This is a genomic window from Vibrio sp. 1727 (assembly GCF_033344415.1).
GTDB classification, from domain to species: Bacteria; Pseudomonadota; Gammaproteobacteria; order Enterobacterales; family Vibrionaceae; genus Vibrio; species Vibrio alginolyticus.
The window spans coordinates 85,188-101,701 of the sequence record NZ_JAWPOT010000016.1 but is presented as its reverse complement, the minus strand read 5'-3'; the positions used below and the strand labels follow the sequence as shown (position 1 = coordinate 101,701).

Below are 16,514 nucleotides of genomic sequence, written 5' to 3'. Positions count from 1 at the left end.
AATTATTTTTTATCTCGCTCCATCGAGCGCTGACGTAAAAGTTTTTGTTGTTGATACAGTGCCGCCTTTATCAGTAAATCTTGATCAGATTCTCGGAGCATCTTGTATCTAAGCGTGATAATGAAATCTTGCTCTGAAGCATCACATTCTTCTACTTGAGCGTAACAGTAAATCGCCGCAGCAGGGTGATCGAGGAACAGTTTAACACGAACGAGTTGTTGAGTAGTTAACGCTGTATCTGAGCGGAAACTGAGTTGACTAGCACCAAACTGCGTCGTTTGATATCGAATGGAGGCGTCATCTTGTTGTGAAAGCATAAAGCTCAACAAGAGGTTAAGTTTCGCGTTTTGCGTATCAAGCAAGTTGATCACATGCTTTAACTCTTTGTTTTTCAGCTCTAGACGCGCGTTGTCTGCCAACATATCTAAGTGACTAAATTCACTGGCGACAATAAATGGTGCTGGAATTTCGGAGGCAAATGTTTCTTCATCTGGCAAAGCAAAGTCCGCACTCAACGTTTCGACGTTGATGGTGAGGTTATGATGGACGGTAAAGTATTCTTGCTCTGTCATATAGTCGATCCTTTTGCCAGTGAGCGCCCCCTGTTCACTCAACAAACAAAGAGAAATAGGGCACTGATTATCGCTAACTGAATGAAGTTATCAAGTTTAGCTGATTTGTCCTTGAACTTTTTGCCCTAAATACAGACTTATTGCATGTCGTTGACAAATTTAGCGATTCTCTTGTCTTCTTAATGAGAAGAGTAAGGTAAGATAATCCGCTAAAGCTTTATATCAAAACAACCAGTTGGTTTGTCTTATATGTATCATCCTATCTCATTGTTTATTGGCTTAAGGTATCTTCGGGGACGCTCTGGAGATAGGTTCAGCCGATTTGTTTCTTATATGTCGACGGCGGGTATTACGATCGGTGTAATGGCGTTGGTGACGGTTCTTTCTGTGATGAACGGGTTTGAATCGCAGTTAAAAGAACGCATTTTAGGTGTGCTACCTCATGCCGTTGTTTCGCAACACGATGGAAAAACGCCTATGACCGAGTCTGCCCCTCCATTTGTTCAAGCGATGTCGAGTGAATCTCAGCCGGAGCCTATCGTTAGAGGAGAGGCTGTTATTCAGAGTTCTGCACAGCTGACGGCTGGTTACCTCATCGGTATTGAACCTAAGAAAGGCGATCCGATTAGCAACCATTTGATTGCCGGACGATTATCGTCACTTCAAGCAGGTGACTACAATGTATTTTTGGGTCACAGTTTGGCGCGTTCACTAAAGGTCTCAATCGGGGATAAAGTGCGCTTGATGGTGACCAACGCAACGCAGTTTACCCCACTTGGCCGTATTCCTAGCCAGCGAAACTTTACTGTCTCAGGCATTTTCAATACGGGATCGGACGTTGATGGTCAATTAATGATTGTGAACATGACGGATGCATCTAAGCTGATGCGTTTCCCTAAAGACACGGTTTCTGGTTGGCGTGTCTTTTTCTCTGACCCATTTATGGTAACGGATTTTGCTGACCAACCCATGCCTGATGGATGGGAATGGAGTGATTGGCGCGAACAGCGTGGTGAGCTTTTCCAAGCGGTGAAAATGGAAAAGAACATGATGGGACTTATGCTAGGTCTAATTGTGGGTGTCGCTGCATTCAATATTATCTCCGCTTTAATCATGGTGGTAATGGAGAAGCAATCAGAAGTTGCAATATTGAAAACTCAAGGCATGACTCAATCTCAAGTGATGACCATTTTCATGGTGCAAGGTGCAAGCAGTGGTGTAATTGGCGCGATTGTTGGTGGCGCTGCGGGCGTGATCTTGTCACTTAATCTAAATGCGATTCTTGAATCTGCTGGTGTGGCGCTATTCAGCTTTGGTGGTCATCTACCCATCTTGATTGATTCACTGCAAATTCTTTTAGTGGTGGTATTGGCGATTGCTCTTAGCCTTGCTGCTACGCTTTATCCTTCTTATCGAGCATCTTCTGTTAAACCTGCTGAGGCACTTCGCTATGAATAAGCTATTAGAATGTCGTGATATTCGTAAAGTCTACCGAGAGGGTTCGTTAGATACGGAAGTGTTGAAAGGCGTAAGTTTCGATATCGACAAAGGGGAGTTGGTTTCTATTGTTGGCTCTTCTGGTTCGGGAAAAAGTACCTTATTGCATATTTTAGGTGCGTTAGATGACGCAACTCATGGTGAAGTTGATTTTCTAGGGCAAAACCTATCAGCTTTGAGCTCGAACAAACAGGCGGCATTACGCAACAAGCACCTTGGTTTTGTATACCAGTTTCATCACTTGTTGGCTGACTTTACTGCGCTTGAAAATGTGGCGATGCCACTGATGATTGGCGGTGCTAAAGTAGCGGATGCAAAACAGGCGGCTAAAGCGCTGTTAGATAAAGTTGGTTTGAGTCATCGGATGCAACATAGACCCTCCGAGTTATCGGGCGGTGAGCGTCAGCGTGTTGCGATTGCGCGTGCATTGGTGAATAAACCTGATCTGGTCTTGGCTGATGAACCTACGGGGAACTTAGATCACAATACGGCACTGTCTATCTATGATTTGATGCGCGAGCTCAATAAAGAGTCAAACATTGCATTTTTGGTTGTCACGCATGACAAAGAGCTGGCAGCAAAAATGGATCGTCAAATGCACATGCAAGATGGTTTGCTCGTAGATCGTTTTGTGACTGATACAGCATCTGCGGAGGGCTAGTTTTGTTTACCTCTTTAGCTTTGATGATTGGTGGTCGCTTCAGTCGAGCGAAAAAGCGCAACAAGATGGTGTCTTTCATATCGCTTTCTTCGACTATTGGTATTGCGGTTGGCGTTGCTGTGATCATTATCGGTTTGTCTGCAATGAATGGCTTTGAGCGCGAGCTGCAATCGCGTGTGTTGTCTGTGATCCCACACGGCGAGTTAGAAGGTGTTAATGGACCACTTCAGGACTACACCAAAACGATGAATCAAGCTCTAAAACATGAACATGTTGTTGCGGCAGCACCGTATGTTCGTTTTACGGGTTTGGCAGAAAAAGGCAGTAAGCTAAAAGCGATAGAAGTTCGTGGTGTAGAGCCTACTTTCGAGCAAGCGGTGTCGAGCTTGTCGAATTTTATTGACCAAGCTGCTTGGCAAAACTTTTATGCTGGTCAGCAGCAAGTGATCTTAGGCCGAGGTGTAGCAAACGAGCTAAATGTCGCCGTGGGGGATTACGTTACGTTGATGATTCCGCAAACAGGCGGCGCAAATAAAGTGCAGGCTCCTAAGCGTGTGCGCGTGAAAGTGTCAGGGTTCTTAACGTTGAATGGCCAAATCGACCACTCTCTAGCGTTAGTACCATTAGCGGATGCTCAGCAATACGCGAGGTTAGGGGAAGGGGTCACTGGCATCTCACTAAAAACGGACGATGTTCTCAATGCGCCTTCTATTGTTCGCGAGGTTGGTAGCATGGTTGATGTTTACGTGTATTTGAAAAGCTGGCAGCAAAAGTTTGGTTTTTTGTATCGCGATATTCAGCTCGTGCGCACCATTATGTACTTGGTGATGGTACTGGTGATTGGCGTGGCATGTTTTAATATTGTGTCTACGTTGATGATGGCAGTGAAAGACCGAGCGGCGGAAATTGCAATTTTGCGAACAATGGGAGCAAAAGATAGCCTAATCAAACGGATCTTTGTTTGGCAAGGTGTATTCTCTGGTGTATTTGGTAGTCTCGTCGGCAGTGTTATCGGTGTCTTAGTAGCGTTAAACCTGACTCCGTTAATTAAAGGGCTAGAGAGCTTAATCGGTCATCAGTTTTTATCGGGTGATATTTACTTTGTTGACTTCTTACCATCACAACTACACTGGCCAGATGTCGCATTGGTGTCAGTGACGGCGATAGTGCTTAGTTTACTTGCGACGTGGTATCCTGCTTCTCGTGCCGCAAGGTTGAATCCGGCGGCTGTACTGAGTACTAAATAGCTGATTATTTTACAATATGCGAAAAACAAAAAGGACCGAATTCGGTCCTTTTTTGTATTTATCCGACTTGAGTAACATCGCGTTTCATTCTAACTGTTAGATGCCCCTCAACTGATAGCTCAAATGCTGATTTTTACGCAGTAAGGTCTTATCTTATTTTGCGTTTTTGCCAGCTCCGTACCACCGAGTAGCGCCAAAGCCCTCGAATTCCGAAGTAGCCAATAATCGCGGATACAACCCCACAAATTGCGCAGCCCAATAGAAATGGAGGTCCAATGGTGCTCATTTGCTGCATGATGAATTCCCACGATAGTTCAAAGTGAAAAGGTTGCGGGGGAAGACGCATCACTAGAGCACCTAGCTTGTACGCAAAGTAAAATAGCACAGGCATAGTGATAGGATTGCTGATCCATACCAAAGCAACGGAGAGGGGCAGATTGACACCCAACATAATGGCCAAACCAGCGGCCATGATCATTTGGCTCGGCAGCGGAACAAAAGCCATAAATAACCCGACAGCAAAAGCCCCTGATGCCGAGCGGCGGTTTAAGCACCACAAGTTTGGGTTGTACAACACATTGCCGAAGACCTTCAATGCTTTTTGGCGTTTGATCAATTCATGATCTGGCATGAAGCGTTTTATCAGCTTTCTAGGCATAGGACAGCATGACTCTCTCAGAAAAAAGTTGGACCTTGGCGTTATTTGTAGCGAGCGTAATCTCGTCAGCTTGGTGGCCGACAATACCAGATTGGCGTTGGTTGCTGCTGGGAATAATAACCACTGGCTCAATAATCAAATTACGTCGTGGCTTAATTAGCATAGGCGCAATTGCGGGCTTTATGGTTGTCATCGTCCACGGCAATGTATTGGAGTCTCAGAGACAAGCCCTTTTTCAAGCAGGGGAGAATATTACCATAATTGGTAAAGTTGACAGCCCTTTTACGCAAATAAGTCACGGTTATGAAGGTATTGTCGCTATAGAAGCGGTAAATTCTCAAACTCTGTTACCTTTTCTTAAACCTAAAATCCGTCTTATTACGCCTTTTCCACTCGATGTTAACAGTGAGTTTACGACATCCATCTCGTTAAAGCCGATTACAGGTCTACGCAACGAAGCTGGCTTTGATGCTGAAAAGCACGCGATGGGTAAAAATATTATCGCCCGAGCGGTTGTTAACAAAGATGCTAAGTGGATTGTTCGTTCTAATGTATCTCTGCGTCAATCCATTATTGCCGATGTCGCTGATGATGTGTCTTCCCTTCATCATTTCTCGTTAATAAGTGCGTTAGTTTTTGCTGACCGTTCTTGGTTGTCTAAGGAAGATTGGCAAGCGCTCAGGGACAGTGGTTTACTGCATTTGGTCTCCATTTCTGGTTTACATATTGGTATGGCGTTTACTTTTGGGCTAGTCGTGGGCGGTACCGTTCGTTATCTATTACCCCAATACCAGTTGTTACCTAGCTTATATGGGCTGATCTTCGCTGTTGCCTACGCTTGGTTAGCGGATTTCTCTCTGCCTACTACGCGAGCAGTGTCGGTATGCGTTGTTTACGTTCTCCTGAAGTATACTCTGGTGCACTGGACTTCTTGGCGAGTTCTTTTGCTTGCAGTATCTCTACAACTGCTTGTCCAACCTTTTGCATCCTACAGTATGAGCTTTTGGTTATCGTACCTCTCCGTTTGTGCGGTATTGTTCGCAATTAATTTGATTCGACATCAAAGGGGAGGTTGGAAAGCGCGATTAAAAGCGTTATTGCTTACTCAATTGATGTTGAGCGCTTTAATCGTACCTGTTAGTGGCCATTTCTTCTCCGGTTTTAGTTTGTCCTCAATAGCCTACAACTTGGTATTTATTCCTTGGTTCGGATTTATCGTTGTACCTTTGATGTTTCTAGCCCTGTTCTCATCTTTGTTTCTTGAAATGATAGCGAAGCCTCTGTGGCATTTGGTGGACTGGTCATTACAGCCATTGAGCACGTCAATACAGTACGCAGTAGGTTCTTGGCAACCCATTAGCATGGAAATGACAATGCTGGTTATGGTGATAGTGGTTTGCTTAATATTTCAACGGTTCATGTCTCAGTACGCGTGGTATTTGTTACTCGGCATCGTTATTAGTATCAAGTTTGCAGCGGAGTATGAACCGCACTGGCGTATCGATGTATTAGATGTAGGTCATGGCCTTGCAGTGGTTGTAGAAAAAGACGACAAGGTGTTGCTGTATGACACTGGTAAAGCATGGCAAAGCGGCAGTATCGCAGAGCAGGTCGTCACTCCGGTTTTGCATCAACGAGGTTATGAAAGCATAGATACACTGATTCTAAGCCATTCCGATAATGATCACGCAGGCGGCCGCTTTTTCATTGAAGATGCCTTTTCTCCACAGCGTAAACTTAGTAGTCAATTCTTTATCGAATATGAGCCTTGCACTAGAGGCGACCAATGGAAATGGCAAGGATTAAACATGGAAGTGCTCTGGCCTCCTGCACTTGTTCAACGTGCGTATAATCCGCACTCCTGTGTATTACGACTTACTGACCCTATTTCTAACTTTAGTATGCTTTTTACTGGTGATATTGAGGCCATTAGCGAGTGGATTTTGCTTAGAGAACCCGGAAAGTTACAAAGCGATGTGATGCTAGTCCCTCACCACGGGAGTAAAAGTTCATCGAATCCTCGATTTATCGAGGCGGTGAGCCCGAGTGTGGCGGTTGCTTCTTTAGCAAAAAACAATCGATGGGGAATGCCAGCGGAAAATGTCGTTGCTTCATACCGAAAGCTTGGCGTTACTTGGCTTGATACTGGTGAGGGTGGTCAGGTAAGCTTCTTTATTCACCGTGATAATTGGCGCTCAGAAACCAAACGTAGCGATACATTTGAGCCTTGGTATAGGCAGATGCTGCGTAAGGGAGTAGAATGAGAGTCTTAATGTAAGAAAATAAAGCACTTCTATGTCGATAAATACTGATGAAACGACTTGGCAGACGTTTAAGCGTCTATGGCAATTTATTCGCCTTTATAAGTCAGGTCTTGTCGTTGCAGTCATTGCATTAGTTATTAATGCTATATCAGATACCTATATGATTTCCCTGCTAAAACCACTACTCGATGAAGGTTTTGGGAACGCTGAATCTGATTTTTTACGCACGCTTCCATTGATTATTTTTGCCATGATGTTCATCCGTGGCATAAGTGGATTTGTCTCCACCTACTGTTTGAGCTGGGTATCTGGCAACGTAGTTATGCAAGTCCGTCGCATGGTGTTCAATCACTTTATGCATATGCCAGTGTCTTACTTTGATAAGGAAAAGACGGGCAACTTATTGTCGCGTATAACCTACGACTCAGAGCAAGTATCAGCGGCAACTAGCCAAGCGTTGGTGAGCATTGTGCGTGAAGGCGCAAGTATCATTGGTCTGTTAGTCTTGATGTTTTACAACAGCTGGCAATTGTCGCTAGTGCTGTTTGCTGTTGCTCCCGTTGTGGCATGGGGTATTGGTGTTGTTTCTAAACGTTTTAGAAAAATATCCAAAAATATGCAGACCATGATGGGTAACGTAACTGCATCAGCAGAGCAGATGCTGAAAGGCCATAAAGTTGTGTTGAGCTATGGCGGCCAAGACATCGAACGTAAACGATTTGAAAAAGTCAGCAACCAAATGCGTCAACAAAGCATGAAGTTGGTGACGGCTCAAGCGGCGGCTAACCCTATCATCCAAATGATTGCATCACTTGCAATTGTTGCCGTTCTTTATTTAGCAAGTATTGATTCGATTAAAGAGCAACTGACTCCAGGTACATTTACTGTTGTGTTCTCTGCAATGTTTGGTCTGATGCGCCCACTTAAAGCGCTGACTAACGTTACTTCTCAGTTCCAACGTGGTATGGCCGCGAGCCAAACGCTCTTCGCGTTAATTGACCTCGAGCCTGAGAAAAACGAAGGTAAGTTGACAGTTGAACGCGCAAATGGCGATGTTTCAGTTAAAAACGTAAGCTTTACTTACACTGGTGCAGAAAAACCAGCATTGGAAAATGTCAGCTTCGATATTCCAAGAGGAAAAACGGTGGCGCTAGTTGGCCGTTCTGGCTCAGGTAAAAGTACCATCGCGAACTTGTTCAACCGCTTCTATGATGTTGACAGTGGATCTATCACATTAGATGGGCATGATATTCGTGATTACGAGCTAAAGAATTTACGTCAGCAATTTGCACTAGTATCGCAAAATGTTCATTTGTTTAATGACACGATAGCAAACAATATTGCGTACGCAACGGATGGCCAATACGAGCGCAGTGATATCGAGAAAGCGGCAACACTCGCGCATGCGATGGAGTTCATCGGCAAAATGGATGATGGACTTGATACCATGATTGGTGAAAATGGTGCTAGCTTGTCTGGTGGTCAACGCCAACGTGTTGCGATTGCGCGAGCTCTATTGCGTGATGCTCCAGTGCTGATTCTTGATGAGGCAACTTCGGCTTTGGATACCGAATCCGAGCGAGCTATTCAAGCTGCACTTGATGAGCTGCAAAAAGACAAAACGGTACTTGTAATAGCGCACCGCTTATCCACAATCGAGAAAGCCGATGAAATTCTTGTGGTTGATGATGGTGCCATCATTGAACGTGGCAACCACGCTGAGCTTATTGAGAAAAATGGTGCGTATGCACAATTGCACCGTATTCAGTTTGGTGAATAAGCGCGGTGATTGAAAAAATCTGGTTTGAAAGCCATCCAATAAAATATCTCTTGTGGCCGCTTTTGTGGCCACTGAGTTTATTATTTGGAGCGATAAGCAAGTCAAAGCGAAAGCAATACCAAACTGGCCGCAAGCAAGCTTATAATGCGCCTATACCTGTTGTTGTGGTTGGCAATATCACTGCTGGTGGCAATGGTAAAACACCAGTTGTTGTGTGGCTTGTTGAGCAACTACAGCAAATGGGCTTTAAGCCGGGGGTTGTTTCTCGTGGTTATGGGGCAAAGGCTCCTGCCTATCCGTTAGTGCTAAAAGAAGATACGCCAGCGAAGCATTGTGGCGATGAACCTAAGTTGATTCATCGCCGTACAGGAGCACCTGTTGCGGTAGATCCTGTGCGTTCAAATGCAGTGAAAGCACTGCTAGATTTGGATGTGGATATCATAATTACGGATGATGGATTACAACATTATGCGTTAGGCCGTGATATTGAGTTAGTGATTGTGGATGGGAATCGCCGGTTTGGAAATGAAAGCCTGATTCCATTAGGTCCTTTACGTGAAGGTATTGAGCGACTTAAAGAAGTCGACTTTATCATCACCAATGGCGGTCAAGCGCATACGGGCGAAATCGCAATGGCTTTAGCACCCTCTAAAGCTATTAATCTTAAGACTAAGCAACATGTGGATGTCTCGGAGTTGAAAGATCTCGTCGCATTTGCGGGCATTGGGCATCCTCCGCGTTTTTTTCATACACTAAACTCGATGAACGCAGATGTTAAAGTCACAAAAGGTTTTGCTGACCATCAAGACTTTGATCAACAAGAATTAGAAGCATTGGCTCAACAAGGGACCAATGTGATTATGACCGAGAAAGATGCCGTCAAGTGCAGCCATTATGCGCAAGATAATTGGTGGTATCTGCCTGTATCTGCCCAGTTTGAATCAAACGATGCAGAGCAAATTTTAAATAGAATAAAAGAGGTTAAAGCGGCTTATGGATCACCGTCTACTTGAGATTGTAGCTTGCCCTGTTTGCAAAGGTAAGCTGACGTACGATAAAGATAATCAAGAGTTGATCTGCAAATTGGATCGCCTTGCTTACCCGATCAAAGAGGGTATTCCAGTTCTGCTAGAGCCTGAAGCTCGCACTATGAGCATGGATGAGGGACGCTAATGTCTTTTACGGTTGTCATCCCTTCGCGCTACGCATCGAGCCGTTTGCCTGGTAAACCGCTAGCGGATATTGGTGGTAAGCCTATGGTTCAGTGGGTTTATGAACAAGCGCTACAAGCGGGTGCGGAAGATGTCATCGTTGCAACTGATGACGAGCGTGTTGCGAAAGCGGTTTCGTCATTTGGTGGTAAAGTTTGTATGACCTCTCCCCACCACGAATCAGGTACGGAGCGTCTTGCCGAAGTTGTTGAAAAGATGGCTATTCCGTCAGACCACATTATTGTTAATGTGCAAGGGGATGAGCCTTTGATTCCGCCGTCCATCATTCGTCAGGTTGCTGATAACTTATCTGGGTGTGAAGCCCCGATGGCGACGTTAGCTGTAGAAATAGACTCGGAAGAGGAAGTGTTCAACCCGAACGCTGTTAAAGTTGTCGCAGATGAGCAAGGCTATGCGTTGTACTTTAGTCGAGCAACCATCCCTTGGGATCGCGATAACTTTGCTAAACAAGACAAAACTATTGCCAACCCATTAATGCGTCATATTGGTATTTATGCTTATCGAGCTGGTTTCATTAATACGTATATCAACTGGGCACCAAGTGCATTAGAGCAGATTGAGTGTCTTGAGCAACTGCGAGTGCTTTGGTACGGTGAAAAAATTCATGTGGCGGTAGCGAAAGAAGCACCAGCGGCAGGGGTTGATACGCCCGAAGACCTAGAAGCCGTGCGCGCGATTGTTGCAAAGCAAGCGTAACAAATGCTCATATAGATTTAAGAATAAACAAGGCTCCTGAATTAGGAGCCTTTTTTGTTTTACTCGTATCGCGGTATTAGTTAAATGTTAGTGTCGTATTGGTTCCGTTTAGGGCAGGTCGCTAACACCTCTCGGTGACCGGTGTCTTTCACTTCTTGGAGAATGACATCAAAGCCCCATAATCGGTACACGTGCTTTAGAACTTCTTCGTAACTATCATCAAGTGGGATGCGGTTGTGAGGAACGTACTGCAACGTAAGCGATCGATCACCACGGACATCGACATTAAACACCTGAATGTTTGGTTCAAGATTAGATAAGTTATACTGAGCGGCTAAGGTTTCTCTAATGCGTTTATAACCCATCTCATCGTGTATAGCAGCGACTTCAATAAAGTTCTTATGGTCATCATCGTTGATCGCAAACAGCTTGAAATCACGCATTAATTTCGGAGAAAGGTATTGGCTAATAAAGCTTTCATCTTTGAAATTATGCATCGCGAAATGCACTGCATCTAACCAGTCGGTTCCTGCCAAGTCTGGAAACCACTCCTTGTCCTCATCAGTTGGTTCTTCACAGATACGCTTAATATCTCGGAACATGGCAAAGCCTAACGCGTAGGGGTTAATGCCATTAAAGTAAGGACTGTTATAAGGCGGCTGAGCCACGACACTGGTGTGGCTATGCAAGAACTCTAGAATGAACTTTTCAGACACCAAGCCCTCATCATAAAGATGGTTGAGTATGGTGTAGTGCCAGAACGTTGCCCAGCCCTCATTCATGACTTGCGTTTGTTTTTGCGGATAAAAATACTGACTGATCTTACGGACGATCCGAACAACTTCACGTTGCCATGGCTCTAACAACGGAGCATGTTTTTCGAAGAAGTAGAGCAAATTTTCCTGAGGCTCGCTTGGGAATCGCTCTTTAATGTCTTCCTCTTTCGTCTTGGCTGTTGGTACCGTGCGCCAAAGCTCATTAACTTGAGATTGTAGGTATGCTTCGCGTTCTTCTTGTCTTGCTTTTTCCTCTGTAATTGAGATTTTCTCTGGACGCTTGTAGCGGTCTACACCAAAGTTCATTAACGCGTGACAAGAGTCGAGCAGTTTTTCCACTTCTTTTACGCCATATCGTTCTTCACACTCGGCTAAATACTTTTTGGCGAACAGCAGATAGTCGATAATAGAGCTGGCGTCAGTCCACGTTTGGAATAGGTAATTACCTTTGAAAAAAGAGTTATGGCCGTAACACGCGTGCGCTATAACGAGTGCTTGCATTGTTACCGTATTTTCTTCCATCAAATAAGCAATACAAGGGTCGGAGTTAATCACAATCTCGTAGGCTAACCCCATTTGACCATGTTTATAGTTCTGCTCTGTTTGAATGAATTTTTTACCAAATGACCAGTGGTTGTAATTGATTGGCATGCCGATACTTGAGTAGGCATCCATCATCTGTTCTGAAGTAATCACTTCTATTTGGTTAGGGTAAGTGTCTAGGCGATAATGCTCCGCGACACGCTTAATTTCTTTGTGGTATCGCTCTAACAGCTCAAATGTCCAATCTGGTCCATCTGGCAACACTTTACTGTTACGCTTTTTAGGCGCCTCTCCTGAGAGGTTTCTCGTTGCGGTATTCATCGCTAGCCTCCTTACGCCGTTTCTTTTTGGAATAGTTCACGAAAGACTGGGAAAATATCCTCCACAGAGCGAATGTTTTTCATTGCGAAATTAGGAAACTCTTCAGTGAGTTTTTCGTACTCATGCCATAGAGTTTGGTGCGATCGCCGCGTGATCTCTATGTAAGAGTAATACTGACAGTTTGGAAGTAATTTGTTCACTAACAGATCCCGGCATCTTGGCGAATCATCTGCCCAGTTGTCACCGTCGGATGCTTGAGCTGCATATATGTTCCACTGACCAATCGGGTATCGCTCTTTTACTATTTCATCCATTAACTTGAGCGCGCTAGATACAATGGTACCCCCGGTTTCTTGTGAGTAGAAAAATTCGTGCTCGTCCACTTCCTTCGCTTGGGTATGGTGGCGGATAAAGACGACTTCGACATTCTCGTAGGTACGAGTTAAGAACAAGTACAAAAGAACATAGAAGCGTTTTGCGATGTCTTTCGTTGCCTGGTCCATCGAACCGGATACGTCCATTAGACAGAACATTACCGCTTGGCTCGATGGTACCGGGCGTTTCTCATAGTTCTTGAAGCGTAAGTCGAAGGTATCGATGAACGGCACGTTTTCGATTTTCTTGCGCAGTTCTTCAATTTCAGCCTTCAAGCGGTTCTCTTCAAACTGCTGAGCAGGTTCAATATTTTTGATGCGAGCAAGTTCGTCTTCTAACTCTTTAAGAAGTCGTTTCTTACCAGCAGTCATTGCAGTACGGCGCGCAAGAGATTGTTGCAGAGAGCGTACTACGGCGATATTGGAAGGGATACCGGCAGTTTGAAAGCCTGCACGGTGCGTTTTCCATTCTGTGATTTTGGCAATTTGGTTTTTTTCTAGATTAGGCAGCTCGAGATCTTCGAACAAAATATCGAGGTACTCATCTTTTGATATTTGGAATACAAATTCGTCTTGGCCTTCTCCATCTGGACTGGCGTTCCCTTCTCCAGAGCCGCTACCTTGACCGCCACCTTTGGGACGCTCAATTTTATCACCAGTAATGAATTGGTCGTTACCGGGATGAACTCGTTCTCGAACACCACCTTTGCCTTGATGAAATATAGGCTCATTGATGTCTTTGTGAGGGATAGAGACGTCTTCGCCCGTTTCCGTATTCGTAATCGAGCGTCGATTCACTGCGTCTGCTACCGACTCTTTTATTTGCTCTTTGTGGCGCTTCAAGAAGCGCTGTCGATTAACAGCGCTCTTGTTCTTGCCATTGAGCCTTCGGTCTATAAATTGCGCCATGAAATAGCCCTCTTCATGTTTCACAAGCGACCTAACTCAATACTGGGTTAGGATGACTTACGTACTCGTAGGTACCACTCAGAAAGTAGGCGAACCTGTTTCTCGGTATAGCCTTTTTCCATCATGCGAGCGACAAAGTCGTCATGCTTCTTCTGATCTTCAGAAGAGGTTTTCGCATTAAATGAGATAACCGGAAGTAGCTCTTCGGTATTGGAGAACATTTTCTTCTCGATTACTGTGCGCAGTTTTTCGTAGCTGGTCCAAACCGGGTTTTGACCATTGTTATTCGCTTTCGCACGAAGCACAAAGTTAACGATTTCGTTTCGGAAATCTTTCGGGTTAGAAATACCAGCTGTTTTTTCGATCTTCTCTAGCTCAGCATTCAGTGAAGAGCGATCAAATAGCTGACCAGTTTCTGGATCTCGGTACTCTTGGTCTTGAATCCAGAAGTCTGCATAGGTGACATATCGGTCGAAGATGTTTTGGCCGTATTCAGAGTAAGACTCAAGATAAGCGGTCTGAATCTCTTTACCGATAAATTCAACGTATCGAGGTACTAGGTAGCCTTTCAAGAACTCGAGATATTTCTCTGCTGTTTCAGCAGGGAACTGTTCGCGCTCAACCTGTTGTTCAATCACATAGAATAGATGTACAGGGTTGGCTGCCACTTCGGTTTGGTCGAAGTTAAATACGCGTGACAAAATCTTAAAGGCAAAACGTGTTGAGAGACCGTTCATGCCTTCATCGACACCAGCATAATCACGATACTCTTGATAGCTTTTTGCCTTTGGATCCGTATCTTTCAGCGTTTCACCGTCGTATACGCGCATCTTAGAGAAGATGGACGAGTTTTCAGGCTCTTTAAGTCGAGAAAGAATACTGAATTGTGCCAGAGTCTCGAGCGTGCTTGGTGAACAAGGGGCTTGAGACAACTCACTGTTTTCGAGAAGTTTTTGGTAGATTTTGACTTCTTCTGAAACACGTAGACAGTAAGGTACTTTCACAATATAAACACGGTCCAAGAACGCTTCATTGTTCTTGTTGTTACGGAAGGTCTGCCACTCAGATTCGTTTGAGTGAGCCAGAATCATACCGTCGAATGGAATCGCAGAAAGGCCTTCTGTACCGTTGAAGTTGCCTTCTTGCGTTGCTGTTAACAGCGGGTGAAGCACTTTGATTGGTGCTTTGAACATCTCAACGAATTCCATTAAACCTTGGTTTGCTTTACACAGCGCACCGGAGTAGCTGTAAGCGTCTGGATCGTCTTGCGAATAGTGTTCAAGCTTACGAATATCGACTTTACCAACCAATGATGAGATATCTTGGTTGTTTTCATCGCCTGGTTCAGTTTTGGCAATACCGATTTGGTCAAGGATAGAAGGGCGTACTTTCACTACTTTAAATTTGGTGATATCACCACCAAACTCGTGAAGACGTTTAGCGGCCCAAGGAGACATGATCGAGCGAAGATAACGGTGCTCGATGCCATATTCTTTTTTCAAAATATCGCCATCTTCTGTGGCTTTGAATAGGCAGAATGGATGGTCATTCACTGGGCTGCGTTCGCCGTTAGCAGTAAGAACATAAATAGGCATCTGTTCCATCAGAGCCTTAAGCTTTTCTGCAAGCGAAGACTTACCGCCACCTACAGGGCCGAGTAAGTAAAGAATCTGCTTACGCTCTTCTAGGCCTTGCGCCGCATGTTTTAGGTAAGACACAATTTGTTCTATGGCATCTTCCATGCCATAAAAGTCTTTAAAGGTTTCATAACGAGAGATAACACGATTCGAGAAGATTCGGCTTAGTCTCGGATCCTTTGCCGTATCGATTATCTCTGGTTCACCAATCGCCATCAGTAGGCGTTCTGCTGCATTAGCATAAGCGCTTTTGTCATCTTTACACAGGGCTAAAAACTCCTGTAACGACATCTCTTCATCTTTTGCAGCTTCATATCTTGATTGATAGTGGTCGAAAATACTCATGTCGCTTTCCCCTTTAATAGTCAGTCTACCGACGAACGTTGATTCAGGCTTTCCACCAACAGTTATGCTCGTTGTTGTTTGAATATACGTCCTGTTATCACATTTGGTTCGTACAGAATGTAAGATTGGCGACACCAAAGACTTTGCTTTATGGACGGTTTTTTCGTTACAACGGTGAGCGGTGGATATGAATTTTTCAATCACAGCCTTTCTCTACTTAAGCCTAGTCGGGGATTTGCAATTTTGCTTAACAATTATGAATTTATTGTAAAAGTGACATTTGAATCACTCTTTTATTAAGGACGAATTTATGTCGTGAATAGGTGCAATAGAAATCAAATATTTGGCAAAGACAGAAGAGTCTCAGTGATTCGTTGTTCTACATTGAGCAAGGTAAGTGAAAGAGGTAGGAAGAGAGCAAAGTCTTAGATAAGTTTGTGACAGGGTAAATAACAAGGAGAGCGGGCGCTCTCCTCATTCTTAGACGACCATTTTATGCGCTGAAGATTTGCGCTAGTTCGTTTTCACATAAATGATACTGACGAGGGCAGTTACGCCAAGTTTGCAGCATACGGCGGTATTTATCTAGCATCGGCATTTGGCTGTTAAAGTGATGATCTGCCTTGTCAAACTGAGGGTACAAACCTTCAGAATCGATGAGAAAACGTACGTAATGTACTTGTTGCGCTTCTGAAGCGATATCAAATCCCAAGAACTTCAAGCGGCGCTGATCTACGTTGCTGCGGTCTTCATCGTCTAGCATGTTGTAAGATTCTTGCATCGCATGATACATCTCCATAACGTCGATGATCTCACGACATTCTGCTTCTGAGAGGCAGCCGAAATCTTTGTTCAACTCTCGCATTTGTAGTTCATAACCACGTTCAACGATCGTTTGTAAGCGTTTGTATTTGGCCGCATTACTTGGATCAAGTTGAGACATAAGGTTGTATTGGTTTGATAGAATCAAACGTTGAGCGTTTGACATTTCCATGGTGACCT

14 protein-coding genes are annotated in these 16,514 nt (G+C 44.4%); 8 read left to right on the top strand and 6 right to left on the bottom strand.

Annotation, left to right across the window (positions count from 1 at the left end; translation table 11 throughout):
- Positions 1 to 2: 2 nt before the first annotated feature.
- A complete protein-coding gene (locus R8O10_RS15900; protein ID WP_017634743.1) occupies positions 3 to 572 on the bottom strand; it encodes a hypothetical protein in 570 nt (189 codons plus the stop codon).
- 249 nt (positions 573 to 821) lie between these two features.
- On the opposite strand from R8O10_RS15900, the gene lolC reads away from it, so the two are divergent.
- Genes lolC through lolE form a run of 3 tightly spaced genes read left to right on the top strand, consistent with a single transcriptional unit; the run spans position 822 to position 3,977 of the window.
- Positions 822 to 2,030, top strand: coding sequence for a lipoprotein-releasing ABC transporter permease subunit LolC (lolC, locus tag R8O10_RS15895; protein ID WP_031778997.1), 1,209 nt, complete (start codon positions 822 to 824; stop codon positions 2,028 to 2,030).
- Positions 2,023 to 2,730: a lipoprotein-releasing ABC transporter ATP-binding protein LolD gene (lolD, locus tag R8O10_RS15890; protein WP_005378457.1), complete on the top strand. Its 708-nt coding sequence runs from the start codon at positions 2,023 to 2,025 to the stop codon at positions 2,728 to 2,730. Before lolC ends, lolD begins: the two co-directional genes overlap by 8 nt.
- A gap of 2 nt (positions 2,731 to 2,732) precedes the next feature.
- Positions 2,733 to 3,977 carry a lipoprotein-releasing ABC transporter permease subunit LolE gene (lolE, locus tag R8O10_RS15885; RefSeq protein WP_318191550.1) on the top strand — a complete coding sequence of 415 codons (1,245 nt, stop codon included), beginning with the start codon at positions 2,733 to 2,735 and terminating at the stop codon, positions 3,975 to 3,977.
- A 148-nt stretch (positions 3,978 to 4,125) separates the two neighbouring features.
- Here the strand turns inward: lolE and R8O10_RS15880 are convergent, their stop codons facing one another.
- Positions 4,126 to 4,635: a DUF2062 domain-containing protein gene (locus R8O10_RS15880; protein ID WP_005387834.1), complete on the bottom strand. Its 510-nt coding sequence runs from the start codon at positions 4,633 to 4,635 to the stop codon at positions 4,126 to 4,128.
- 8 nt (positions 4,636 to 4,643) lie between these two features.
- On the opposite strand from R8O10_RS15880, the gene R8O10_RS15875 reads away from it, so the two are divergent.
- From R8O10_RS15875 to kdsB, 5 genes are read left to right on the top strand one after another with little or no spacing between them, the layout of a single operon-like run.
- Positions 4,644 to 6,899 (top strand): DNA internalization-related competence protein ComEC/Rec2, encoded by a 2,256-nt coding sequence (locus R8O10_RS15875; RefSeq protein ID WP_042522133.1) that lies wholly within the window; start codon positions 4,644 to 4,646, stop codon positions 6,897 to 6,899.
- A gap of 31 nt (positions 6,900 to 6,930) precedes the next feature.
- Positions 6,931 to 8,679 carry a lipid A ABC transporter ATP-binding protein/permease MsbA gene (msbA, locus tag R8O10_RS15870; protein ID WP_042522131.1) on the top strand — a complete coding sequence of 583 codons (1,749 nt, stop codon included), beginning with the start codon at positions 6,931 to 6,933 and terminating at the stop codon, positions 8,677 to 8,679.
- Between the two features lie 5 nt (positions 8,680 to 8,684).
- The gene (gene lpxK / locus R8O10_RS15865; RefSeq protein ID WP_054729263.1) at positions 8,685 to 9,692 is read left to right on the top strand and encodes a tetraacyldisaccharide 4'-kinase; all 1,008 of its coding nucleotides are present in this window, start codon (positions 8,685 to 8,687) and stop codon (positions 9,690 to 9,692) included.
- Positions 9,673 to 9,852: a Trm112 family protein gene (locus R8O10_RS15860; RefSeq protein WP_005378451.1), complete on the top strand. Its 180-nt coding sequence runs from the start codon at positions 9,673 to 9,675 to the stop codon at positions 9,850 to 9,852. The genes lpxK and R8O10_RS15860 overlap by 20 nt, the downstream gene beginning before the upstream one ends.
- Positions 9,852 to 10,607 carry a 3-deoxy-manno-octulosonate cytidylyltransferase gene (kdsB, locus tag R8O10_RS15855; protein WP_318191549.1) on the top strand — a complete coding sequence of 252 codons (756 nt, stop codon included), beginning with the start codon at positions 9,852 to 9,854 and terminating at the stop codon, positions 10,605 to 10,607. The genes R8O10_RS15860 and kdsB overlap by 1 nt, the downstream gene beginning before the upstream one ends.
- Positions 10,608 to 10,687: 80 nt before the next feature.
- Here kdsB and R8O10_RS15850 read toward each other — a convergent pair whose 3' ends face one another.
- The 4 genes from R8O10_RS15850 to R8O10_RS15835 all read right to left on the bottom strand — a co-directional run bounded on the left by R8O10_RS15850 (position 10,688) and on the right by R8O10_RS15835 (position 16,506).
- On the bottom strand, positions 10,688 to 12,247 hold the full coding sequence (locus tag R8O10_RS15850) for a SpoVR family protein (protein ID WP_005378449.1): 1,560 nt from the start codon (positions 12,245 to 12,247) through the stop codon (positions 10,688 to 10,690).
- A gap of 11 nt (positions 12,248 to 12,258) precedes the next feature.
- The gene (locus R8O10_RS15845; protein WP_053307483.1) at positions 12,259 to 13,530 is read right to left on the bottom strand and encodes a YeaH/YhbH family protein; all 1,272 of its coding nucleotides are present in this window, start codon (positions 13,528 to 13,530) and stop codon (positions 12,259 to 12,261) included.
- A 47-nt stretch (positions 13,531 to 13,577) separates the two neighbouring features.
- A complete protein-coding gene (locus tag R8O10_RS15840) occupies positions 13,578 to 15,512 on the bottom strand; it encodes a PrkA family serine protein kinase (RefSeq protein ID WP_005378447.1) in 1,935 nt (644 codons plus the stop codon).
- A gap of 493 nt (positions 15,513 to 16,005) precedes the next feature.
- The gene (locus tag R8O10_RS15835) at positions 16,006 to 16,506 is read right to left on the bottom strand and encodes a YfbU family protein (RefSeq protein WP_005378446.1); all 501 of its coding nucleotides are present in this window, start codon (positions 16,504 to 16,506) and stop codon (positions 16,006 to 16,008) included.
- Between the last annotated feature and the right edge of the window lie 8 nt (positions 16,507 to 16,514).

Excerpts from the sequence above, each read along its gene's own strand:
- R8O10_RS15900 (WP_017634743.1), bottom strand. The coding sequence starts at position 572 with ATGACAGAGCAAGAATACTTTACCGTCCATCATAACCTCACCATCAAC.
- lolC (WP_031778997.1), top strand. The coding sequence starts at position 822 with ATGTATCATCCTATCTCATTGTTTATTGGCTTAAGGTATCTTCGGGGA.
- lolD (WP_005378457.1), top strand. The coding sequence starts at position 2,023 with ATGAATAAGCTATTAGAATGTCGTGATATTCGTAAAGTCTACCGAGAG.
- R8O10_RS15880 (WP_005387834.1), bottom strand. The coding sequence starts at position 4,635 with ATGCCTAGAAAGCTGATAAAACGCTTCATGCCAGATCATGAATTGATC.
- R8O10_RS15875 (WP_042522133.1), top strand. The coding sequence starts at position 4,644 with ATGACTCTCTCAGAAAAAAGTTGGACCTTGGCGTTATTTGTAGCGAGC.
- msbA (WP_042522131.1), top strand. The coding sequence starts at position 6,931 with ATGTCGATAAATACTGATGAAACGACTTGGCAGACGTTTAAGCGTCTA.
- R8O10_RS15860 (WP_005378451.1), top strand. The coding sequence starts at position 9,673 with ATGGATCACCGTCTACTTGAGATTGTAGCTTGCCCTGTTTGCAAAGGT.
- kdsB (WP_318191549.1), top strand. The coding sequence starts at position 9,852 with ATGTCTTTTACGGTTGTCATCCCTTCGCGCTACGCATCGAGCCGTTTG.
- R8O10_RS15850 (WP_005378449.1), bottom strand. The coding sequence starts at position 12,247 with ATGAATACCGCAACGAGAAACCTCTCAGGAGAGGCGCCTAAAAAGCGT.
- R8O10_RS15845 (WP_053307483.1), bottom strand. The coding sequence starts at position 13,530 with ATGGCGCAATTTATAGACCGAAGGCTCAATGGCAAGAACAAGAGCGCT.
- R8O10_RS15840 (WP_005378447.1), bottom strand. The coding sequence starts at position 15,512 with ATGAGTATTTTCGACCACTATCAATCAAGATATGAAGCTGCAAAAGAT.
- R8O10_RS15835 (WP_005378446.1), bottom strand. The coding sequence starts at position 16,506 with ATGGAAATGTCAAACGCTCAACGTTTGATTCTATCAAACCAATACAAC.